Annotated in this window: 25 protein-coding genes and 1 tRNA gene; 22 read left to right on the plus strand and 4 right to left on the minus strand. The window is 65.9% G+C overall.

Annotation, left to right across the window (positions count from 1 at the left end; all coding sequences use genetic code 11):
• Positions 1-29 precede the first annotated feature (29 nt).
• The gene (locus BM197_RS03975; protein WP_090709049.1) at positions 30-320 is read left to right on the plus strand and encodes a DUF3039 domain-containing protein; all 291 of its coding nucleotides are present in this window, start codon (positions 30-32) and stop codon (positions 318-320) included.
• A 6-nt stretch (positions 321-326) separates the two neighbouring features.
• Here the strand turns inward: BM197_RS03975 and BM197_RS03980 are convergent, their stop codons facing one another.
• Complete coding sequence (locus BM197_RS03980) at positions 327-1,661, minus strand: nicotinate phosphoribosyltransferase (protein ID WP_090709051.1); 1,335 nt, start codon at positions 1,659-1,661, stop codon at positions 327-329.
• A 51-nt stretch (positions 1,662-1,712) separates the two neighbouring features.
• On the opposite strand from BM197_RS03980, the gene murI reads away from it, so the two are divergent.
• The 7 genes from murI (at position 1,713) to BM197_RS04015 (ending at position 6,939) form a co-directional block, all read left to right on the plus strand.
• Positions 1,713-2,561, plus strand: a complete 849-nt coding sequence (gene murI, locus BM197_RS03985; protein WP_090709053.1) for a glutamate racemase — start codon at positions 1,713-1,715, stop codon at positions 2,559-2,561.
• 42 nt (positions 2,562-2,603) lie between these two features.
• Positions 2,604-3,347 carry a ribonuclease PH gene (rph, locus tag BM197_RS03990; protein WP_090709054.1) on the plus strand — a complete coding sequence of 248 codons (744 nt, stop codon included), beginning with the start codon at positions 2,604-2,606 and terminating at the stop codon, positions 3,345-3,347.
• Positions 3,344-3,949: an RdgB/HAM1 family non-canonical purine NTP pyrophosphatase gene (gene rdgB / locus BM197_RS03995; protein ID WP_090709056.1), complete on the plus strand. Its 606-nt coding sequence runs from the start codon at positions 3,344-3,346 to the stop codon at positions 3,947-3,949. Before rph ends, rdgB begins: the two co-directional genes overlap by 4 nt.
• A 42-nt stretch (positions 3,950-3,991) precedes the next feature.
• Positions 3,992-5,005, plus strand: coding sequence for an LLM class flavin-dependent oxidoreductase (locus tag BM197_RS04000; protein WP_090709057.1), 1,014 nt, complete (start codon positions 3,992-3,994; stop codon positions 5,003-5,005).
• Positions 5,006-5,102: 97 nt separating this feature from the next.
• Positions 5,103-6,011, plus strand: coding sequence for a cation diffusion facilitator family transporter (locus BM197_RS04005; RefSeq protein WP_090709059.1), 909 nt, complete (start codon positions 5,103-5,105; stop codon positions 6,009-6,011).
• 54 nt (positions 6,012-6,065) lie between these two features.
• Positions 6,066-6,524, plus strand: a complete 459-nt coding sequence (locus BM197_RS04010) for a helix-turn-helix transcriptional regulator (RefSeq protein WP_090709061.1) — start codon at positions 6,066-6,068, stop codon at positions 6,522-6,524.
• 10 nt (positions 6,525-6,534) lie between these two features.
• The gene (locus tag BM197_RS04015; RefSeq protein ID WP_090709062.1) at positions 6,535-6,939 is read left to right on the plus strand and encodes a VOC family protein; all 405 of its coding nucleotides are present in this window, start codon (positions 6,535-6,537) and stop codon (positions 6,937-6,939) included.
• Positions 6,940-6,969: 30 nt separating this feature from the next.
• Here the strand turns inward: BM197_RS04015 and BM197_RS04020 are convergent, their stop codons facing one another.
• Both BM197_RS04020 and BM197_RS04025 read right to left on the minus strand, forming a co-directional pair.
• On the minus strand, positions 6,970-7,728 hold the full coding sequence (locus BM197_RS04020) for a DedA family protein (protein WP_090709063.1): 759 nt from the start codon (positions 7,726-7,728) through the stop codon (positions 6,970-6,972).
• Between the two features lie 56 nt (positions 7,729-7,784).
• Positions 7,785-7,866 (minus strand) — tRNA-Leu (locus BM197_RS04025).
• Positions 7,867-7,981: 115 nt separating this feature from the next.
• On the opposite strand from BM197_RS04025, the gene BM197_RS04030 reads away from it, so the two are divergent.
• The 11 genes from BM197_RS04030 (at position 7,982) to BM197_RS04080 (ending at position 16,216) form a co-directional block, all read left to right on the plus strand.
• A complete protein-coding gene (locus BM197_RS04030) occupies positions 7,982-9,208 on the plus strand; it encodes a TadA family conjugal transfer-associated ATPase (protein WP_090709066.1) in 1,227 nt (408 codons plus the stop codon).
• Entirely contained in the window at positions 9,208-10,071 is an 864-nt protein-coding gene (locus BM197_RS04035; protein ID WP_090709067.1) for a type II secretion system F family protein, read from the plus strand. Before BM197_RS04030 ends, BM197_RS04035 begins: the two co-directional genes overlap by 1 nt.
• On the plus strand, positions 10,068-11,006 hold the full coding sequence (locus tag BM197_RS04040) for a type II secretion system F family protein (RefSeq protein ID WP_177216714.1): 939 nt from the start codon (positions 10,068-10,070) through the stop codon (positions 11,004-11,006). The genes BM197_RS04035 and BM197_RS04040 overlap by 4 nt, the downstream gene beginning before the upstream one ends.
• Positions 11,007-11,117: 111 nt before the next feature.
• Positions 11,118-11,303 (plus strand): hypothetical protein, encoded by a 186-nt coding sequence (locus BM197_RS04045; RefSeq protein WP_090709069.1) that lies wholly within the window; start codon positions 11,118-11,120, stop codon positions 11,301-11,303.
• Positions 11,304-11,348: 45 nt separating this feature from the next.
• Positions 11,349-11,702: a TadE/TadG family type IV pilus assembly protein gene (locus BM197_RS04050; RefSeq protein ID WP_342714549.1), complete on the plus strand. Its 354-nt coding sequence runs from the start codon at positions 11,349-11,351 to the stop codon at positions 11,700-11,702.
• Positions 11,703-11,712: 10 nt separating this feature from the next.
• Positions 11,713-12,165, plus strand: coding sequence for a hypothetical protein (locus BM197_RS04055; RefSeq protein ID WP_090709071.1), 453 nt, complete (start codon positions 11,713-11,715; stop codon positions 12,163-12,165).
• Between the two features lie 5 nt (positions 12,166-12,170).
• A complete protein-coding gene (locus BM197_RS04060; protein ID WP_245762377.1) occupies positions 12,171-12,608 on the plus strand; it encodes a pilus assembly protein TadG-related protein in 438 nt (145 codons plus the stop codon).
• 50 nt (positions 12,609-12,658) lie between these two features.
• Positions 12,659-13,279, plus strand: coding sequence for a hypothetical protein (locus tag BM197_RS04065; RefSeq protein ID WP_090709076.1), 621 nt, complete (start codon positions 12,659-12,661; stop codon positions 13,277-13,279).
• Positions 13,280-13,355: 76 nt separating this feature from the next.
• A complete protein-coding gene (locus BM197_RS04070) occupies positions 13,356-15,005 on the plus strand; it encodes a S8 family peptidase (RefSeq protein ID WP_090709078.1) in 1,650 nt (549 codons plus the stop codon).
• A gap of 87 nt (positions 15,006-15,092) precedes the next feature.
• Positions 15,093-15,890, plus strand: coding sequence for an SDR family oxidoreductase (locus BM197_RS04075; RefSeq protein ID WP_090709080.1), 798 nt, complete (start codon positions 15,093-15,095; stop codon positions 15,888-15,890).
• A gap of 8 nt (positions 15,891-15,898) precedes the next feature.
• Positions 15,899-16,216 (plus strand): hypothetical protein, encoded by a 318-nt coding sequence (locus BM197_RS04080; protein WP_090709082.1) that lies wholly within the window; start codon positions 15,899-15,901, stop codon positions 16,214-16,216.
• Here the strand turns inward: BM197_RS04080 and BM197_RS04085 are convergent.
• The gene (locus BM197_RS04085) at positions 16,213-17,487 is read right to left on the minus strand and encodes an MFS transporter (protein ID WP_090709084.1); all 1,275 of its coding nucleotides are present in this window, start codon (positions 17,485-17,487) and stop codon (positions 16,213-16,215) included. The genes BM197_RS04080 and BM197_RS04085 overlap by 4 nt on opposite strands.
• Positions 17,488-17,549: 62 nt before the next feature.
• On the opposite strand from BM197_RS04085, the gene prfB reads away from it, so the two are divergent.
• The 3 genes from prfB to ftsX all read left to right on the plus strand — a co-directional run bounded on the left by prfB (position 17,550) and on the right by ftsX (position 20,683).
• Positions 17,550-18,659, plus strand: coding sequence for a peptide chain release factor 2 (gene prfB, locus BM197_RS04090; protein WP_090709086.1), 1,110 nt, complete (start codon positions 17,550-17,552; stop codon positions 18,657-18,659).
• 75 nt (positions 18,660-18,734) lie between these two features.
• Positions 18,735-19,772 (plus strand): cell division ATP-binding protein FtsE, encoded by a 1,038-nt coding sequence (gene ftsE, locus BM197_RS04095; protein WP_090709088.1) that lies wholly within the window; start codon positions 18,735-18,737, stop codon positions 19,770-19,772.
• Positions 19,769-20,683, plus strand: a complete 915-nt coding sequence (gene ftsX / locus BM197_RS04100; RefSeq protein WP_090709090.1) for a permease-like cell division protein FtsX — start codon at positions 19,769-19,771, stop codon at positions 20,681-20,683. The genes ftsE and ftsX overlap by 4 nt, the downstream gene beginning before the upstream one ends.
• The last annotated feature ends 1 nt before the right edge of the window (position 20,684 follow it).

Below are 20,684 nucleotides of genomic sequence, written 5' to 3' on the forward strand. Positions count from 1 at the left end.
CTCATCCGGGACGCGGGTAGAATCGACGCATGAGTAACGTGCGCGTGAGCATTGCAGACCCGGGTTCAACACCGGATGCCGGTGGAACTTCCGTTCTGGACCGTGAGCTCGAGGAACTCCTCAACAACGAGGGAATCGAACCAGGCGACCACGAACGCTTCTCGCACTACGTGAAGAAGGACAAGATCCTCGAATCGGCGCTCAGCGGCAAGCCGGTTCGCGCGCTCTGCGGCAAGAAGTGGACGCCCGGCCGTGACCCGGAGAAGTTCCCCGTCTGCCCGAGCTGCAAAGCCATCTACGAGAAGATGAAGGCCGAATAGAGCCGCTCAACTCGAGAAGGTCGTCGGAAGCGTCGGGTCGCCGCGGCCCAGACGCGAAGCATCCGCCGGCAGTTCCGACAGGATTTTGGCGCGGTGTTCCCGGGCGCGACGCGTGCCTTCCGGGCCGGTGAACTGTTCGTCGATGACCCCCGCGTTGACCAGCTGGACGAACAACGGGCGTTCGAGCGCAGAACCTGAATCGCTGTCCTCCGGCCCGTCGCCGACGTAGATGAGCTCCTCGACCGCGATCTGGGCGGAATTCAGCCGGCGTACCGGGTACTTCCGGCCCCCGATGCTGATCTTCTCCGGCGATTTCTTGGCGACGGGAATCCACCCCCCGTCGTCACCGCGCCGGGCGACGAGCTTGTACACCATTCCGGCGGCGGGGGATCCGGACCCGGTGACGACGGATGTGCCGACACCGTACGAGTCGACCGGCACCGCCGAGAGCGCGGCGATCGCATGCTCGTCGAGGTCGTTGGTCACGGTGATCTTTGTCTTCGTCGCACCGAGCGAGTCCAGCAGTTCGCGGACTTCGACGACGAGGGTTGGCAGGTCACCGGAGTCGAGACGCACGGCGCCGAGTTCCGGCCCGGCGGCAGCGACAGCGGCGCGCACCCCGTCGGCGACGTCATAGGTGTCGACAAGCAGCGTCGTGTTCGAGCCGACCGCTGCGACCTGAGCCCGGAACGCCTCCTCTTCTGAGTCGTGCAGGAGAGTGAAGGCGTGCGCGGCCGTGCCCATCGTCGGGATGCCCCAGGTGCGGCCTGCCTCCAGGTTGCTGGTCGCGTCGAAGCCGGCGATGTACGCGGCGCGGGCGGCGGCGACCGCACTCTGCTCGTGCGCGCGTCGTGAGCCCATCTCTGCGAGCGGGCGTCCCCTCGCAGCAGTCACCATGCGGGTTGCGGCGTTTGCGACGGCGCTGTCGTAGTTGAGGACGCTGAGCGCGAGCGTTTCGAGGAGAACGCCCTCTGCGAAGCTGGATTCCACGACGAGAAGAGGCGAGTTCGGGAAGTACGCTTCGCCCTCCCGGTACCCCCAGATACTTCCCGAGAAACGGTAATCGGCGAGCCAGTCGAGTGTCCGTTGAGTGACCACCTCGTTCTCGCGCAGCCAGCTCAACTCGGCGTCGTCGAAGCGGAAGTTCCGGATCAGGTCAAGCAGCCGGCCGGTGCCGGCGACGATCCCATATCGCCGGGCGCCGGGCAGCCGCCGGGCGAACACTTCGAACATGCACTCTGTGTCGGCGGTCCCGTGTTGGATGGCCGCGTCGACCATGGTGAGTTCGTAGCGGTCGGTGTGCAGCGCGGTCGAGGCCTGCCTGGACGTCGTTGGGTTCACCCCGCCAGCTTATCGACGCGGACTGCGGGAGCAGGCAGGTAGGCTGGGAGTGTGAATGACGCGCCTATCGGGATCTTCGACTCGGGTGTCGGCGGGCTCACCGTGGCGCGCGCGATCCAGGACCAGCTCCCCAACGAGGAGATCCTTTACATCGGCGACACGGCGCATTCCCCGTATGGTCCGAAACCCATCGCAGACGTTCGACGGTTCGCACTCGAGGTCCTCGACGACCTCGTCGCGCAGGGTGTGAAGATGATCGTCATCGCCTGCAACACGGCATCCGCTGCCATGCTCCGTGACGCCAGGGAACGCTACTCGGTGCCAGTCATCGAAGTGATCCAGCCAGCCGTGCGCACCGCGGTCAGCAGCACGAGGAACGCCCGTGTCGGGGTGATCGGCACGGAGGGGACCATCAACTCCCGTGCCTATGAAGACGCATTCGCCGCTGCTCCTGACCTCGAATTGTTCAGTCAGGCATGCCCGCGATTCGTCGAGTTCGTCGAGAACGGCATCACGACCGGGCCCGAGGTTCTCGCGACGGCCCAGCGGTACCTTGAACCGCTCCGCGATGCCGGCGTCGACACCGTTGTGCTGGGTTGCACCCACTACCCGTTCCTCAAGGGCGCCATCTCCTACGTGATGGGTCCGAACGTGACCCTCGTGTCGAGCGATACCGAAACCGCGAACGACGTCTATCGCGTGCTCGTGTCGCAGGGTCTCGAGCGCACCTCCGCCACGCCGCCCCAGCACCGCTACGAAGCCACCGGGGCCAGCGAAGACGAATTCCTCCAGCTCGCTCACCGGCTCATCGGCCGCGAGATCTCACACGTCGACCTGGTACAGACCGGTGTGATCGACCTCGCCTCGATCCGCAGGCATCCCGAATTCCGAACTCTTTAGCCTTCGACATCCGCGCCGTCTGGCGCCAGCAGGGAGAAACACATGACAGAGATCACCCGTAAAGACGGCCGCAGCCCGAGCGAACTGCGCGAGGTGACGATCGAGCGCGGTTGGAGTGCCCAGGCTGAAGGATCCGCACTGATCTCCTTCGGAAACACCAAGGTTCTCTGCACGGCATCGTTCACCAACGGAGTGCCGCGCTGGCTCGCCGGCAAGGGCAAGGGCTGGGTCACCGCCGAGTACTCGATGCTGCCACGTTCTACGAACAGCCGGATGGACCGTGAATCGGTCAAGGGCAGGATCGGCGGCCGCACCCACGAGATCTCCCGTCTGATCGGCCGCAGCCTCCGCGCCATCATCGACACCAAGGCGCTCGGTGAGAACACGATCGTCATCGACTGCGACGTGCTCCAGGCTGACGGCGGCACCCGGACGGCGGCGATCACCGGCGCGTACGTCGCGCTTGCGGATGCCATCGAATGGGCTCGTGAGAAGAAGTTCATCGGGCAAAAGGCGACGCCCCTGATCGACAGCGTTGCTGCCGTGTCGGTCGGAATCATCGACGGCGCACCCATGCTCGACCTTGCCTACGTCGAGGACGTGCGAGCTGAAACCGACATGAACGTTGTCGTCACCGGACGTGGACTCTTCGTCGAGGTGCAGGGTACCGCGGAAGGCGCACCGTTCGACCGCCGCGAACTCGACTCTCTGCTCGACCTGGCGCTCGGCGGGGCGGCGGACCTGACCGCGATGCAGGTGGCGGCGCTGGGGCGCGACTCGGCATGACGATCGAGGTAGTTCTCGCCACCCACAACCAGCACAAGGTCGGCGAATTCCAGCGGATCCTCGGTGCGGCAATGCCCGACCTGACCGTGGTCGCGTACGACGGCCCCGAACCTGTCGAGGACGGCGTCACCTTCGCCGAGAACGCGCTGATCAAGGCCCGGACTGCCGCGGCACACACCGGCCGGATCGCCCTGGCCGACGACAGCGGCATCGCCGTCGACGTGCTCGGGGGTTCCCCCGGCATCTTTTCCGCCCGCTGGGCCGGGCCCGGCCGCGGCGACCGCGAGAACCTCGAACTCCTGCTCGCGCAGCTCTCGGACATCGCTCCGGAGCACCGGGCGGCGAGCTTTCGGTGCACCATTGCCCTCGTCGTGCCTGAGCGCCTCCCGCACGGCGGCGTCGAGCACGTTTCGGAAGGCGTCTGGCCCGGGCGGCTCGCCACCCAGGCGACCGGCGCGAACGGGTTCGGCTACGACCCGATCTTCGTGCCTGAGGGCTACGAGGTGTCCTCGGCCGAACTCCCGCCGGAGACCAAGAACAAGATCAGCCACCGTGCGCGGGCCTTCACCGACCTCATCCCGGCGCTGCGTTCCCTCCTCTGACTCGCGGGGAATAGTCGACCGGCACCGGACGCTGCACCGAGCATGAAGCGCATCGGATTCCTCTCCTTCGGCCATTGGCAGCCCGTTCCCGGATCGCAGGTCCGCACCGCACGGGACGCGCTCGTGCAGTCCATCGAGCTGGCTGTCGCTGCCGAGGACGTCGGAGCAGACGGCGCGTACTTCCGCGTGCACCACTTCGCACGCCAGCTCGCCTCGCCGTTCCCGTTGCTTGCCGCGATCGCCGCGCGCACCAACAGGATCGAGATGGGCACCGGCGTCATCGACATGCGGTACGAAAACCCGCTCTACATGGCCGAGGAAGCCGCAGCGACCGACCTCATCAGCGGCGGCCGGTTGCAGCTCGGTGTCAGCAGGGGGTCACCCGAAACCGCCCTGCGCGGTTCCGAATCCTTCGGTTTCGTTCCGGAGCCCGGCCAGACCGATGCCGACCTCGCGCGGGACCACACCGAACTCTTTCTCGCCGCGATCGACGGTGCCGGCGTCGCCGTGTCCAACCCGCAGATGACCGGGGTCGAGCAGCCCCTCGCGATCGAACCCCGCTCGCCGGGCCTCTCCGAGCGGATCTGGTGGGGAGCCGGTTCACGGGCGACGGCGGTCTGGACCGCACAGCAGGGCATGAACCTGATGAGTTCCACGCTGCTCACCGAAGACACCGGCGTGCCGTTCGACCAGCTCCAGGCGGAACAGATCCGGATGTTCCGCGATGCCTGGCGAGAAGCCGGCCATGAGCGCGAACCCCGCGTGTCGGTCAGCAGGAGCATCATCCCGCTGATCGACGACGAAACCCGGCACTACTTCGGGCTGCGCGCCCAGGCCGAGGCCAAGGATCAGGTCGGGCTTCTCGAGGGCGGACTCGCCCGGTTCGGCCGCAGCTACGTCGGTGAACCGGACGCCATCGCCGCCGAACTCGCCCAGGATGAGGCCGTGGCAGCCGCCGACACCGTTCTCGTGACCGTGCCGAACCAGCTCGGGGTGGACTTCAACGCGAGGATCCTCGAGTCGATCGTGCGCGACATCAAGCCGGCGCTGGGCTGACCGCCGACGCGCGAACCTGCGACTGAGAACGGCGATCATTCCCAAGAGCCGCCGCCAACTGGCTCGGCGCTGCGGTCGGGGTTAGCGTTGAAGAACCATGGCACACGATCACGCACAACACACCGATAACCGGCGCAAGCTGTGGCTCGTCCTCGGCATCGTCGCTGTGGTCCTCGTCGCCGAGGTGGTTGGCGGCATCCTTACCGGCTCGCTCGCCCTGCTTGCAGACGCCGGACACATGTTCAGCGACCTCACCGGACTGATCATCGCCCTCGTCGCGCTCGGTGTTGCTGCGCGCCCAGCGACCCAGAGGCACACCTACGGGTACCGCAGGGTCGAAGTCCTTGGGGCGCTCGCCAACGGGCTGATCCTGCTCGGCGTCGCGGTGTCCATCGCCATCACCGGCGTCTCGCGGCTCCTCGACCCGGGCCGGGTCGAGGTTCTCGGAACGCCCATGCTCGTCGTCGCCGTCGTCGGCCTTGTCGCCAATATCGTGTCGGCGTTCATCCTGCGCAGTTCGGCGAAAACGTCGATCAACATGCGCGGCGCGTACTTCGAAGTGCTCGGAGACCTCTTCGGTTCCATCGGCGTCATCATCGCCGCCCTCATCATCCTCGCCACCGGCTTCGTGCAGGCGGATGCCATCGCGTCGCTCATCATCGCGGCCGGCATCCTGCCCCGCGCGTGGGTCCTCCTCCGGGACGTGTGGCGGGTACTCAACCAGTCCACCCCTCCCGACACCGACGTCGAACTGATCCGGCGTCACATCCGGGACGCGCCCGGGGTGATCGACGTGCACGACGTCCACGTCTGGTCGATCACCACCGGCGAGCACATCTTCACCGCTCACGTCGTCGTCGAAGCGGCGGTCTTCGCCGAGCAGCGCACGGGGGAGATGCTTGACACCCTCTCCGAATGCCTCGCCGCGCACTTCGATGTCGAACATTCGACGTTCCAGCTGGAACCGGCGAAGCACGCCGGCCACGAGCATCCGCAACACTCGTAGAGCCCGCGTGGGAGGGGACCTGACCTGCGCCGGCGGTGGTGCTACCGTTCTCCCATGACCCCGCAGGAGCTGGAGAACCTCGCCTGTCTGCGACGGGCGCGCGATTCGATTGACAGGAATTTCGCGGAGCCGCTCGACGTGCCGTCCATGGCACGCGTCGCCCTCATGTCACCGGCGCATTTCTCCCGCCGTTTCCGCTCCGTGTACGGGGAGACGCCGTACGGCTACCTGATGACCCGCAGGATCGAACGGGCGATGGCGATGCTGCGAGACGGCGCCAGTGTCACGGATGCCTGCATGGCGGTCGGCTGTACGTCTCTCGGGTCGTTCAGTTCACGGTTCACCGAGATCGTCGGCGAGAGCCCGCGCGCCTACCGGGGCCGGGAGCACCATGCGGTCAACGCCATGCCAGCTTGCGTCGCGAAGGCCCAGACCCGGCCGGTCCGGAACGCATCGAGCGGGACGCGCGATTCGAGCAGGATCGGAGAAGTCCGAGACGCGGTCGCGGCGTAACGTTCCGGTCATGACAACCACACTTCAGTACACCAACATCACCGTCGACGACGTCGACGAATCCCTCCCCTTCTACCGGGATGCGCTCGGCCTCGAGGTCAAGAACGACGTGTCATCGGGTGGATTCCGCTGGGTCACGCTCGGTACCGACGCCCAGCCCGGCCTCGGAATCGTGCTCTCCATGCCGCACGCCGGCCGTTCCCAGGGCGACGGCGATGCGCTGCAGGAACTCCTCACCAAGGGCGTCCTGCCGATGCTCGTCTTCAGCACCGATGACCTCGACGCGACGTTCGAAAGCGTCAGGGCATCCGGAGCCGAGGTACTGCAGGAGCCCATGGACCAGCCCTGGGGACCGCGCGACTGTGCCTTCCGGGACCCATCCGGTAACACTATTCGGATCTCCGCAGCGTCGTGACGCTCTCCGGGTGACGTCCGGCGTCGAAGGTCAGTGTTCGGGCTTCTTCTCGAACGTCTCCGGGTCAAGCACCATGTGCTGTGCTTCCTCATGGTCGGTGATGACGTCTTCACCGGCGGCCGCGGCCCGCTTGGCCTTGCGGCTCGACTGAAGGTAGTGCCACACGGTTGGGATGAGGGTGAGCACGACGGCGCCGATGAGGATGACGTCGATGTACTCCTGCACGAACTCGGCCACCGGGGGAATGTAGCCCAGGAAGTAGCCGAAGTAGGTGAGCCCGACACCCCAGATGACCGCGCCGACGAGGTTGTAGAACGTGTACTTCTTGTAATTCATGTGCCCGACGCCCGCGGCGACGGGGGCGAAGGTGCGCACGATCGGCACGAAGCGGGCGAGAATCACGGCGAGTCCGCCGAAGCGCGTGAAGAACGCGTTGGTCCGTTCGACGTTCCGGATGCTGAACAGGCCGGATTCCTTGCGTTCGAAGATCCGGGGGCCCGCCTTATGGCCGATCAGGTAACCGACTTCACCGCCCAGGAAGGCGGAGAAGCCAATCGCGAGGGCCACCCACCAGATGTCGAAGTCGAGCCCGGCGCTCGTGGCGGAGTGCATGCCGTAGTAGGTGAGCAGGCCGGTGATGACCAGGAGCGTGTCGCCTGGGAGGAGAAAACCGACGAGAAGGCCGGTTTCGGCGAAGACGATGAAGCAGACGACGACGAGGGCCCATGGGCCCGCTGCGCTGATGATGCTCTCCGGGTCGAGCCAGGGGATGAGACCTGTCGAAATCATGGGCAGCCGCTACTCCGTCGGTCGTTGCTCGTCGTGGCCGGTCGGCCATTGATCCGTGCGGAAGGTGGGACTTGAACCCACACGCTCGAAAGCACAGGAACCTAAATCCTGCGTGTCTGCCAATTTCACCACTCCCGCGAACGGTTACCAGTTTAGGGGGCTGGGCCCGCAGCGCCCTGTGACCTCTTGGAGGGGAACTTTCCGCCTGTGGATAACCGGAACGGGCGCCGGATGCTTTCGGCAGACTTTCTCCATGACGTCGGCCGCCGAGATCATCACCAACCGGGTTCGTGACCGGGTTCGGCGTGAAGGCGTCGATCTTTCGGGCGAGGGGCTCGCCGAGCGCTTCGTGCAGGAAGAAGTCCGGCGATACAGCGAGCGGGCGCTCGGGAGTGCGCTCCCTCTCCTGTCCGACGAGTCCCGTACCGAACGGGAGGTCGTTGCGTCGCTGACCGGGTTCGGACCGTTGCAGCCGTATCTCGACGATCCGGATGTCGAGGAGATCTGGATCAACTCACCGACGCGTGTCTTCGTCGCCAGGAACGGCATCCCGGAGCTGACGAACACCGTGCTGACCGAACGTGACGTACGCGACCTCGTTGAGCGGATGCTCCAGGCCACAGGCAGGCGCGTAGACCTCAGTTCTCCCTTCGTCGATGCGTCTCTGCCGGACGGATCCCGGCTTCACGTGGTGATCCCGGATGTCACCCGGCGGCACATGGCCGTCAACATCCGCAAGTTCAGCCGCCGCGTACGCGACCTCAACAGCCTCGTCGCCGGCGGATCGCTTACCGCCCAGGCCGCTGAGTTCCTGCGATGCTGCGTCCTTGCTGGGCAGAACATCCTCATCTCCGGGGCAACCCAGGCCGGCAAGACCACGCTGCTCGGGGCACTGCTGTCGAGCGTCCGCACCAACGAACGCATCGTCACCGTCGAGGAGACCTTCGAACTCGACCTCGCCGTAGCAGACGTCGTCGCCATGCAGTGCCGCCAGCCCAGCCTCGAGGGCACCGGTGAGATAACGCTTCGTCGTCTCATCAAGGAAGCCCTGCGGATGCGCCCCGACCGCCTCATCGTGGGCGAAGTGCGTGAGGCGGAGAGCCTCGACCTGCTGATCGCTTTGAACAGCGGCATCCCTGGCATGTGTTCCATCCACGCGAACTCTGCACGCGACGCACTCGTGAAGCTGTCGACACTGCCGTTGCTCGCCGGGCGCAACATCGACTCGGCGTTTGTCCTGCCGACCGTCGCGGGGTGCATCGACATCGTGGTCCACTGTGAGCTGGAGCCGAGTGGTTCCCGTCGGGTGGGTTCGATCCTCGCGCTGAGCGGAACGGTCACCGGGGCGGTGATCGAGGCCAGCACCCTGTTCGCCATACGAAACGGACAACTCGAGGCCACCGGCAGCCATCCGACCCGGCTCAAAAAGTTCGAGAACGCCGGTCTCAACCCGGCCGCGATCCTTCGGCGAGGCCAGTGATGGCGCTTCTTCTTGGGGCCCTCCTCGCCGCCGGACTTCTTCTCTCGATGTCGCCGTTGGTGTTCCCCCGTCGCAGCCAGAAGACCGACAAGCACCGGAAACCACGGGGGCGGTTTCGGTCGACCCTCGCCCTGGCCGGTCTGGACGGGGTTCCAACCGCCATCTTCGTTGCCCTGTCGGCGCTGATCGGTGTCCTCACCGGCGCTCTCGGGCAGGCGCTTCTCGGCGTCTCGGCGCTCTCCGTGTGCGCGGCAATCGTCGGTGCCTTCGCGCCCGCGGTGATCGTCGGCTGGCGATCACGGGTTCGCCGTGCGTCGAACCGTGCGCTGTGGCCTGACGTCGTCGACCATCTTGTCGGCGCCGTTCGGTCGGGTCTGGCGCTGCCGGACGCTGTCGCGAGTCTCGCGCACAACGGACCCGAGCAGTTACGGCCGGCCTTCACCACGTTCGAGAAGGATTACCGCAGTACAGGGTCGTTCAGTGGATGCCTCGACCGGCTGAAAGACGCTCTCGCCGATCCGGTGCCCGATCGGATCCTTGAGACGTTGCGCATGGCGCGGGAGGTCGGCGGGTCGGACCTCCCGGTCGTTCTGCGCAACCTCGCTGCGTACCTTCGCGAGGACATCGCCATCCGTGCTGAGGTCGAAGCACGCCAGTCCTGGGTGCGCAACGCAGCCAAGCTCGGGGTCGCAGCGCCGTGGTGCATCCTGCTCCTCCTCGCTACGAGACCGGAAGCTGCGCTCGCCTACAACTCGGCAGGAGGAGCAGTGCTCATCGCCGGTGGCGCAGCGGTCTCTGCTGTCGCGTACCGGGTGATGCTCGCGGTAGGGCGGCTGCCACAGGAAAGACGGTGGTTCCGGTGAGCGCCACAGCGGCGTGGGGGCTCGTTCTCGGGGTTGCCCTTGGGCTCGGGCTTTGGTCGGTCCTGGCCGTGCTGCCGCGGATGGGCGGCCCAACCCTCGCCGACCGGGTGGCGCCGTATCTGGTGGACGTGTCCGAGGGGGCGCGGCTGTTCACCGTCAAGCGCACCGTCGACCCGCTGCCGATCCTCGGCACGCTTCTCGCGCCCACCGTTCATCGGCTCGTCGAACTGCTCGCCCGGATTCTCGGCGGGAACGCCGTGGTACAGCATCGGCTCGGGCAGGCCGGGAGCACGTCCACCGTGCACCGCTTCCGTGCGGAGCAACTGTGCTGGGCTGTCGGCGGCTTCGGGGTCGGCATCCTCCTGTCGACGGCGGCAGCGACGAACGGGTCTCTTCCCACGGTCCTCGTCGTTGCACTGCCGCTCGGCGGAGCAGTCGTCGGGGCAATCGCCCGAGACGCTCTGCTCAAACGTGCAGCCGGACATCGTCTCGCCCGAATTTCAGCTGAACTGCCGACGGTGCTTGAGTTCATGAGTCTGAGCCTGTCAGCGGGAGAGGGCATCCTCGACTCGATCCGTCGGGTCGGGCGGGTGGGATCCGGCGAACTGAGTCGCGAGTTCCGTGCAACCGTCGGTTCGGTTCACACCGGCATCCCACTGGCATCCGCGCTCGCCGAACTTGCCGGCCGGGTTGACCTTCCTGCGCTGACGCGCTGTGTCGAACAACTCGTCGCGGCGCTCGAGCGCGGTTCACCGCTCGCTGAGGTGCTGCGCGCCCAGGCGCAGGACGCGCGGGACGAAGCAAAGCACCGGCTCCTTGAGGCGGCAGGTAAGAAGGAAGTCGCCATGCTTGTGCCGTTGGTCTTCCTGATCCTGCCGCTCTCGGTTCTGTTCGCCATCTACCCCGGAATCTTCGTTCTCCAGTCGGGGTTCTGAGAGCGTCCGCCATCTCACGAAACGCCATCACACGAAACGCCGGACCCAGGAATGCCAGAACCACGAAACGCCAGACCCTGAAACGCCAGACCTTGAAGCGAAGGAGACACCATGAACACTCTCTCGAAATGGCATCGTTCACTGTCGATGCGGGTACGGGACGACAACGGAGACGTGCCCGGCTGGGTCCTGATCACCCTGATGACCGCCGGCCTGGTCGTGATGATCTGGGCTCTCGCCGGTCCCGCGCTCAGTTCGATCTTCGAACAGGCCATCGCCCGGGTCTCCGGGATGTAGTCGATGTGCGGCCGGCGCTGGATTCGCGACGATGGGTCAGCGGTCGTGGAGTTCATCCTCGTTGCGGTGCTTCTCACGGCCCTGACCCTCGCTGTCCTTCAGCTCGGCCTCGCCCTGCACGTCCGGAACACCGTCATCGACGCAGCGGCGGAAGGTGCCCGGTTCGCGGCACTCGCTGACAACGGACCGGCCGACGGGGTCGCGAGGACGAAGGAACTCATCACCGTCGCTATCGGCAGGGACTACGCCGATGGTGTGACGGCGGAGTCCGGCACCTTCCGCGGTCACCCGAGTGTCGACATCCGGGTGGTGACACGCCTTCCGTTGCTGGGCCTGATCGGAGTGGACAACGCGCTGGAGGTGAGTGGTCATGCTGCCGTCGAAACACTCGACGAGTGAATGCGTGAGTATGGTGCGTCGAGTCGACGCGGGTGAGGAGGGTTCCGCGGCCCTCGAGTTCATCACCACCGGACTCATCCTTCTCGTGCCGCTCGTGTACCTCATTCTCACTCTGTCCGCCGTTCAGGGCGGCGCACTCGCCGTCGAAGGCGCCGCACGGCAGGCGGCCCGAGTATTCGTGCAGGCGGCCAACCCGGAGGAGGCGGCCGGCCGCGCCGGCCGAGCGGTTGAGTTCGCCCTTGCCGATTACGGGATCGCGTCTGAAGCCGCATCCGTCACTGTCACCTGCAACGGTTCGTCGGCCGCCTCGTGCCCTTCGCGAAACGCGGTCGTCACCGTCACCGTGACAGTGGATGTGGCCCTTCCGTTCGTGCCCGATGTACTCGATCTCACACAGGCGGCGAGTGTGCCGGTGCAGGCGACCGCACGGCAGCAGGTGTCACGATTCTGGACTGGAAAATGAAACGGATGCTGGTTGGAGCGGGCGACGAAGACGGATCGACCCTGCTCCTCGCCTTTTTCTACGGGATGCTCTCACTTCTCCTGGTCCTCATGGTCACTGCGGCCACGTCGCTGTATCTCGAGCGGAAACGGCTCTACAGTCTCGCCGACGCGGCCGCTCTGGTTGGGGCAGAGGCGTTCGAGCTCTCGTCCGTCTCGTTAGACTCGGGAATACCCACGCTCACGCTTCAGTCCCCACGGGTGCGCGCGGCGGTCGCCGGGTTTCTCGAGAACGACCCGGTGGGGACCTTCGACGCTCTTGTGCTCGAGGACGCGGGCTCCCAAGATGGGAAGAGCGCCTCGGTCACTGTGTCCTCGGCCTGGCGGCCGCCGGTTCTCTCGCTCTTCGTGCCGGACGGCATCCGATTGGAGGTGACGGCCGTGGCACGCTCGGTCCTCCGGTGACGACCAGGACTCCGAAGCGGACATTGTCGCCGGGGGCGTTGTGGGCCGGAATGGCCGCAATTGTCGGCGGAGCGGGCGCCATCGTGTTGACGATCCCGATCGCCGCGGCGTATTTCCGGGCGTATGAGGGGTTCGACGCCCGTCCGGTCTGGCTGCCGTTCATGGAACGAGCGCTTGCACCCCTGCTCGAGTTCGCGCCGCCCGTAACCGTCTACGAAATCTACGGGCGCATCTACGCCGTGGTGTTCATCCTTTACCTGCCAGCGGCCATCCACCTGCACCGGCAGCGATCGGAAAGGAGCCGGCTGGAGGCTGTCGGTTTCGTGGTCGTCGCGGGGGCGCTCGTGACGACGGCTATCGGCGTTGCAGCCGACTATTGGGCGAACGGTATCGGCTACATCCCTTCCCTGTTCGGGCTCCTGGGGCTCGCCATCGGTTCCACCGTGTGGGGCCTCGGCGTCCGTCGTGGCGGTACCGTTCCGACGTGGTGGGCGTTGTTGTTGATCGCGGTGGGCCCGCTGTCTGTCCTCTGTCTGTTCCTGCTTGGACATGTCCCGAGTGGCCCGGCGCTCCCGTTCGCCGTGGCCTGGTTCCTGCTCGGGTGGTTGTCCGTCACCGGCAGGCCCACCGTCCGCATGAGCGCGCCGCTCACGGACACGACCCTTGCGTAGGGGTTCCCCGGATCCCTAGGCTCCGACTCACGCGGGGCATTGACGGCTGAGGCCTTCGACAGAACGGACGTGGTCGATGGACGAAATGGGGTCGCCGGACAGTACAGCGGACAACGGCACATCGGCCGGCGGTGTTCACGAGCTGCGGATCGGCGTGGAGAGCGCCGGCACCCGGGACGATCTTGCCGAGCAGCTCGCCCCGGTCGTGAACGACGTCCTGGCTGACTGGCACATCGCGCCCCTGTTTGCCGACGACGACACCCTCTGGCTGCTCACCGGAGTGGCTGAGACAAAGGTTGGCAGCGCAGAGTACGCCACACTGGCGCACTCCCTCGTGCAGAACATTCTGGCGACCGGAGTGGTGGCCAGGGCCGAGGCCGATTTACCCGTGACCGCGTTCGTCGGCGATCTGGTTGCACGAACCACCGTCGACCTGGCGCTTGCCGATCCCGATTCTCCTCCCGGGAGCGAGTCGATGCGCTGGGCACGCGACGCAATCCGGTGCGACGGGGCGTGGGCCATCGAACCCAGCCGAGGGGCAGGCATCCTGATCGGTCAGCCAGACACCGGTTACACCCTGCACCCCAACCTCGGCCGCGCCGCCCTCAACCTCGTTGCCGACCGGGACTTCATCGACAACGACAACGACGCCCGCGACCCGCTGGTCCCGCCGGACACGCTGCCATGGCCGTTGTCCTTCCCCGGTCACGGCACGACCACGGCGAGCGTCATGGTCGGGAGGGGGAGCGAGCAAGCCGGCATCGTGGGAGTGGCACCTCGGGCCAAAGTGCTGCCGCTCCGGGCGGCCCGGAGCGTCATTCAACTGTTCGACAGCGACGTCGCGCGGGCGGTGGACCACGCCCGCAGGAACGGATGCCATCTCCTGTCAATCAGCGTTGGCGGCAAAGGGTTCTTCGGATTACGGGCGGCAATCCAGCGATCGGTCGACGCCGGCATGATCGTGGTCGCCGCGGCGGGGAACAACGTGGCGATCGTGGTGGCGCCGGCTTCGTATCCGAACTGCCTGGCCGTCGCGGCAACGGGCCCGGACGATCAACCCTGGCCCGGGTCGTCACACGGGCGGGCAGTCGACGTCAGCGCACCGGGCTGGGGCGTGCACGTGGCCGGGTACATCTGGGAGCGCGGTTCTCCGACAGCGTCAGTGAAGCGCTCCTCCGGAACCTCGTATGCCACTACCCACGTCTCCGGCGTCGCCGCCCTCTGGATCGCGTATCACGGCCCTGAGGCCCTGCGCGCGCGATACGGTGGACGCGTCCAGGCGGTCTTCCTCCACCTCCTGGCAACGATCGGCTCGCGGGTGCCGGCAGACTGGGACCCCACCGAGTTCGGCGCAGGCATCGTGGACGCCGCCGCACTGCTCGCCGCCCCCCTTCCCGCGTCGCAGGCGGTAACGGCTGACACCGAACGCCCCGCCGTCGAATCCTCTCTGGCTCGGTTGGGCGCACTCGTGAGCGTCAGCGAAACGGAACTGGAGCGGTGTCTCGCTGAATGGCTCCGTTGTGACGCCGACCAGGCGCGGCAGGTGACAGAACGATTCGAGGGCGAGCTGGCGTTCCACCTCATCGAGCACCCAGGGTTTCGTGAATCGATCCTCGGCGGTACCAGCTCGGCTCATTGCGACGTGGGTTGCCTCGCCGGGAGCTCGGCCGAATTCCGGTCTGCCGTCCGAAGCGCCGGGAGTGACGTGCCGCCGGAAGTCCCCTGACAACTGTCAAGGGGTTGAGGCGCCGGACTGCCGGGGTGTTGCGTTGATGGCATCCGCTTTTCGACCATTTCTCGCCGGAGGACCCGAATGACATTCAGCCCGAAATTCGCCATCGTCACCGGATCGGACTCCGGAATCGGACGCGCAACAGCGGTGGCGCTCGCCGAAGCCGGGATGGATGTCGGGATCACCTGGCACAGCGACCAGGCCGGCGCTGAAGAAACCGCCAAAGAGGTGCGCTCCCACGGCCGGAACGCCGTCGTCGCCCAACTCGACACCACCGACCTCGACGGGTGCGGGGACGCGGTGGACGCCCTCGCCGACCAGCTTGGCGGGCTGGACGTGTTCATCAACAATTCCGGAACGGGCGACAACGCCCCACTCCTCGAGATGACCCTCGAGCAGTGGCGGCACACCGTAGCCGCCGACCTCGACGGTGCGTTCGTCTGCATCCAGCGCGCGGCGAAACGGATGGTCGACGCCGGCAACGGCGGACGGATCATCGCGGTGACGAGCGTGCACGAACACCAGCCCCGGGTCGGCTCCAGCGCCTATGACGCCGCCAAGCACGGGCTCGGCGGGCTTATCAAGACGGTTGCTCTCGAACTGGGCCAGCACGGGGTCACCGCCAACTCGGTCGCGCCGGGGGAGATCGCCACCCCGATGACCGGCCAAACGGATCAGGATCCGCGCTCCGAGGAGCGCCCGGGCATCCCGCTCGGCCGACCCGGCGACGCACGTGAAGTCGCCGCGGTCATCGCCTTCCTCGCTTCACCGGCATCCGCCTACGTCACCGGCGCCTCCTGGGCGGTCGACGGCGGGATGCTGCAGATGGGCCCGCAGGGCGGATCACACATCACGAGCAATGACTGGCGGGAAGGCTGACCTGTGCCATGACCGATCCGACCCGGGTGCGAAGCCAGCCGGCGCTGACGTCATCGACGGGAATGATCTGGATCCTCCTCGGAGCGATCCTCGCCGCCGTGTGCATCGGGGTGCTGCTCGCGCTTGTCGCACTCCAGCCGGTTATCGCCTGGGTGGGAATCACTCTCGTCGCCGTGCTGCTGGTCGCCATGGTCGTGATCCGTTTCACCGTGCGACAGGGCCCGCGTCGGCTCACAGCGATGGCGAGCTTTTTCGGTGCCATGGCGCTCATCACACTGGTCTGTGTCGTGATGATCGCGGGAACTGCGTGGGCGTCGCTCGGCTAGCGATTCTGGTTAGCGACGCGGCGTGCCGGAACATAGCGGGGAATCATCCGGGCGAGGTGCCAGGCTCCGAGAACGCCAATGGCACCGATCATCCCGGCGGCCAAGGAGACCGATCCCAGCGCTGTGAGACCGGCGACCACCAGCGGAGCGGCCGCTGAACCGGCATCGCCGGTGAAACGCCACGCACCGAGGAACGGCGCGGGCCGACCGGGAGGAGCGAGGTCCGCTCCGAGGGTCATCAGGATGCCGCTGCCCAGCCCGTTCGCGACGGAAAGGATCCCCGCGGCAACGATGAACCAGACCACCGCATTCGGACTGTCATGCGTGAACGACAGCAGCAGCATCCCGAGCCCGAGACCGAGCGTTGACGGCACGGCGCTCCAGATCCGGCCGAACCGGTCCATCACCTGGCCGCTGACGTAGAAGAGGGCAAAGTCGACCGCGCCGGCAAGCCCGATGATGAGCGCCGTGTCAGCCTCACTTACTCCGAGGCTCACCGCCCACAGCGGCAGGATGACCGTGCGCGCCGCTCGCATCGCACCGATCAATGCGGCGCCCGAGCCCATCCGGACGAGGACGCCGCGGAACACCCGCAACGTGCGGAACAGCCCGTGGGACTCCTCGGCAGCGAGCTCCTCGCCGGATGTATGCGCGGGGGCGGCGCCCTTCCGGATCCGGCTCACGTGGCCGAACATGGCCTCCGGGTCGGGCAACAGCACGAGGATCAAGACGGCCGCCAGGCACGAAATCGTCATGATCCAGAATGCGCCCTGCGCTCCACCGGTGAGGTGGATCACCGGGACAGCCAGAAGCGGACCGATAAACAGGCCCGCCCGGAACACCCCGCCGAGCGTCGACAGCGCCCGAGCCCGGTAGCGCAGGGGCACATAACTCGTCATGAAGGCATGCCGCGCGAGCGCGAACACCGCGGTCGCCAGCCCAAGGATGAAGATTGCCACACCAAGGACCCACGGGTTGGGGGATAGAACGGCGCCGAGTGCTGAGACGATCGAGAGCAACGCGGCGCCAATCATTGCCGTCCGTTCACCGACGCGGCTCACCAGCCAACCGCTCGGGATGTCACCGACGAGTTCGCCGATCATGAGCATTCCGGCGATGACACCGGCGATGGCGAGGCTGGCGCCGAGGTTCGTGGCTGCGACAGGGATGAGCGGGATGAGCGCTCCCTCGCCGATGGAAAACAACAACGTCGGAAGGAAGACCACAATGGCGACGGAGCGGATGCTGAATGCCGGATTTCCGTCTGTCATGGTGATTTCGAGTCTAGAGCCGCCCGCCGGGTGAAGTCGCCGGAAGGTAGGCTGGTGCCGACATGTTAGATCTAGACCTGAACGATGCGATCGCCGCCATCCGCACCACCTTTGCCGACATCCGCGAAGTCGTTGGAGTCGACAGGCTGCGCGCCGAGATTGCCGACCTGAGCGAACAGGCCGGCGTGCCCGACCTGTGGGACGACACCGATAAGGCGCAGAAGATCACCAGCGACCTGAGCCACCGGCAGTCGGAACTCGCCCGCCTCACCGCCATCGAGAACCAGCTCGACGACCTCGAAGTGCTCGTCGAGCTCGCCAACGCCGAAGGCGATGAAGAATCAGCGGCCGAAGCACGCAACGAGCTTCTCGACCTGCAGAAGCAGATCGGCGACCTCGAAGTACAGACGCTGCTCAACGGCGAGTACGACCCACTCGCCGCTGTCGTCACCATCCGGGCGGGAGCCGGCGGCGTCGACGCCGCCGACTTCGCCGACATGCTCTTTCGGATGTACCTGCGCTGGGCAGAGCAGCACAGGTACAAAGCGAAAGTGCTCGACACCAGCTACGCCGAAGAAGCGGGCATCAAATCGGCGACGTTCGAAATTGACGCACCGTACGCCTTTGGCACGCTGAGCGTGGAGGCCGGTACTCACCGCCTCGTGCGGATGAGCCCGTTCAACTCGGCCGGCAAACGGCAGACCAGCTTCGCCGCTGTCGAAGTGGTCCCGTTGATGCCGGAGACCGAAGAGGTCGACATCCCCGACAACGAGATGCGCGTCGACGTCTTCCGCTCGTCTGGCCCCGGAGGCCAGTCGGTCAACACGACGGACTCCGCTGTGCGCATCACGCACCTCCCGACCGGCATCGTCGTCAGCTGCCAGAACGAGAAGAGCCAGATCCAGAACCGCGCCGCTGCGCTGCGGGTGCTCAAGTCGCGGCTTCTCCTCGTGCAGCGAGAGCAGGAGAACGCAAAGAAGAAGGAACTCGCCGGCAACATCACGGCGAGCTGGGGCGACCAGATGCGCTCATACGTCCTCGCTCCGTACCAAATGGTGAAGGACCTCCGCACCGAGCATGAAGTCAACAACCCGCAGAACGTCTTCGACGGCGACATCGACGGATTCATCTCGGCAGGCATCCGCTGGCGTAAACAGCCGACCGACGACTGAGCCGGGTGGCCAACCCGGAGCGCATAGGCGTGTCACGTCCTCGATCCGGTCCGCCCTGCCTAGGCTCGAGTCGTCATGATTCGGTTTGAGAACGTCACGAAGAAATACCCCGGCACGAAGCGGCCAGCGATCAACGAGATGGACTTGGAGATCGCACGGGGCGAGTTCGTCTTCCTCGTCGGTGCTTCCGGCTCCGGAAAGTCGAGTTGCCTGCGCTTGATCCTCAAGGAAGAGAAGCCGTCAAAGGGCTCGATCTTCGTTTTGGGGAACGACCTGGGTTCGATCTCGAGCAGGAAGATCCCGTACTTCCGCCGCAACCTCGGTGTCGTCTTCCAGGACTTCCGGCTGCTGCCGAACAAGACGGTGTTCGAGAACGTGGCGTTCACGCTTCAGGTGATCGGTAAATCGCGCGGGTTCGTGCAGGAAGCCGTCCCCGACGTGCTCAAAATGGTCGGCTTGGAAAATAAAGCCGATCGACTGCCCCACGAACTCTCCGGCGGTGAGCAGCAGCGCGTGGCCATCGCGCGCGCCGTCGTCAACAAACCACAGATCCTCTTGGCCGACGAGCCGACCGGAAACCTTGACCCGGCAACCAGCGCGGGGATCATGCAGATCCTCGAGCGTATTAACGCGAGCGGAACCACAGTGCTCATGGCCACCCACGAGGCAGGCATCGTCGACAAGATGCAGCGCCGGGTCATCGAACTCGTCGACGGCGTCATCGTGCGTGACGAACTCGAAGGCGGATACGGCACGACCGGTGTCGTCCCCGAACTCAAGCCTGCCGTTGCGAAGGGCGAGTCGGCGAAGGCAGCGCGGCAGGAGGTCGCCGAGGTCGCTGCCCAGGCAGAGGCCGAGACCCAGGCTCACCAGATCCTCATCAACACCCCCGCGCCCGCGCCCGCCCCTGCGCCGGCGACGCGTCGTTCGCATCCGGCACCCACCGACGACGCCGATCGCGTGAGTTCACCGGCGACCGGCGTCATCCACAACCCCAACGCCGACAGCCTCGTCGACGTCTCTGATCACCTTTCCCTCGCCGAGCGCCTCGGCTTGCGAGCCGCCGAGAACCCAGATGGCGACGACGAGCAGAGTGTGGGGCCGGTCCGATGAGACTCTCCCTGATCTGGCAGGAAGCGACAACAGGCCTTCGCCGCAACGTGTCCATGGTGATCTCGGTCATCCTCGTCACCTTCATCTCACTCACCTTCGTTGGTACGGCGGTTCTGTTGCAGATGCAGATCGGCCAGATGAAGAACTACTGGTACGACCGGGCCCAGGTTGCGATCTACCTGTGCACAGCCGATTCGACGACAGAGACATGTACCGCCGGTGCGGCAACCGACGACCAGAAGGCCAGCGTCGCCGGCCAGCTGGAGGGCGAGACCCTCGCTCCGTTCGTCGAGGAGTTCTACTTCGAGGACCACCAGCTCGCCTACGAGAATTTCCAGAAGCAGTTCGAGGGCAACGAGCTTGCCAGCCTCGTCGTTCCCGAGCAGTTGAACGAGACGTACTGGGTCAATCTTGACGATCCGTCGCAATCCGAGGTACTCGTCGAAGCCTTCTCGAGCACCGCCGGAGTGGAAGAGGTGACGGACCAGCGACAATACCTCGACGCCATTTTCCAGGTGCTCAACGTTGCCAGCTACACGGCGATTGGCATCGCCGGACTGATGCTCATCGCCGCCGTTCTTCTCATCGCGACCACGATCCGCCTGTCGGCGTACTCACGGCGCAAGGAGATCGGGATCATGCGTCTGGTCGGAGCCTCGAACCGGTTCATCCAGACACCGTTCATCCTCGAGGGAGTGTTCTCGGCGGTGATCGGTTCCATCCTTGCCGGTGCGGCGGTGATCGGCATCGTGCACTACTTCATCGCCGGATACCTGGCACCGCGGATGCCCTTCGTCAGCTTCGTCGACATCTCCGATGCGTTCATCGTGGTTCCGGTGCTCATCCTGTTGGGGATGTTCCTCGCCGCCTTCTCGGCGAACTTCGCGATCAAGCGCTACCTGAAGATCTAGG

The sequence above is a fragment of the Mycetocola miduiensis genome, from assembly GCF_900115155.1.
Lineage (GTDB): Bacteria > Actinomycetota > Actinomycetes > Actinomycetales > Microbacteriaceae > Mycetocola_A > Mycetocola_A miduiensis.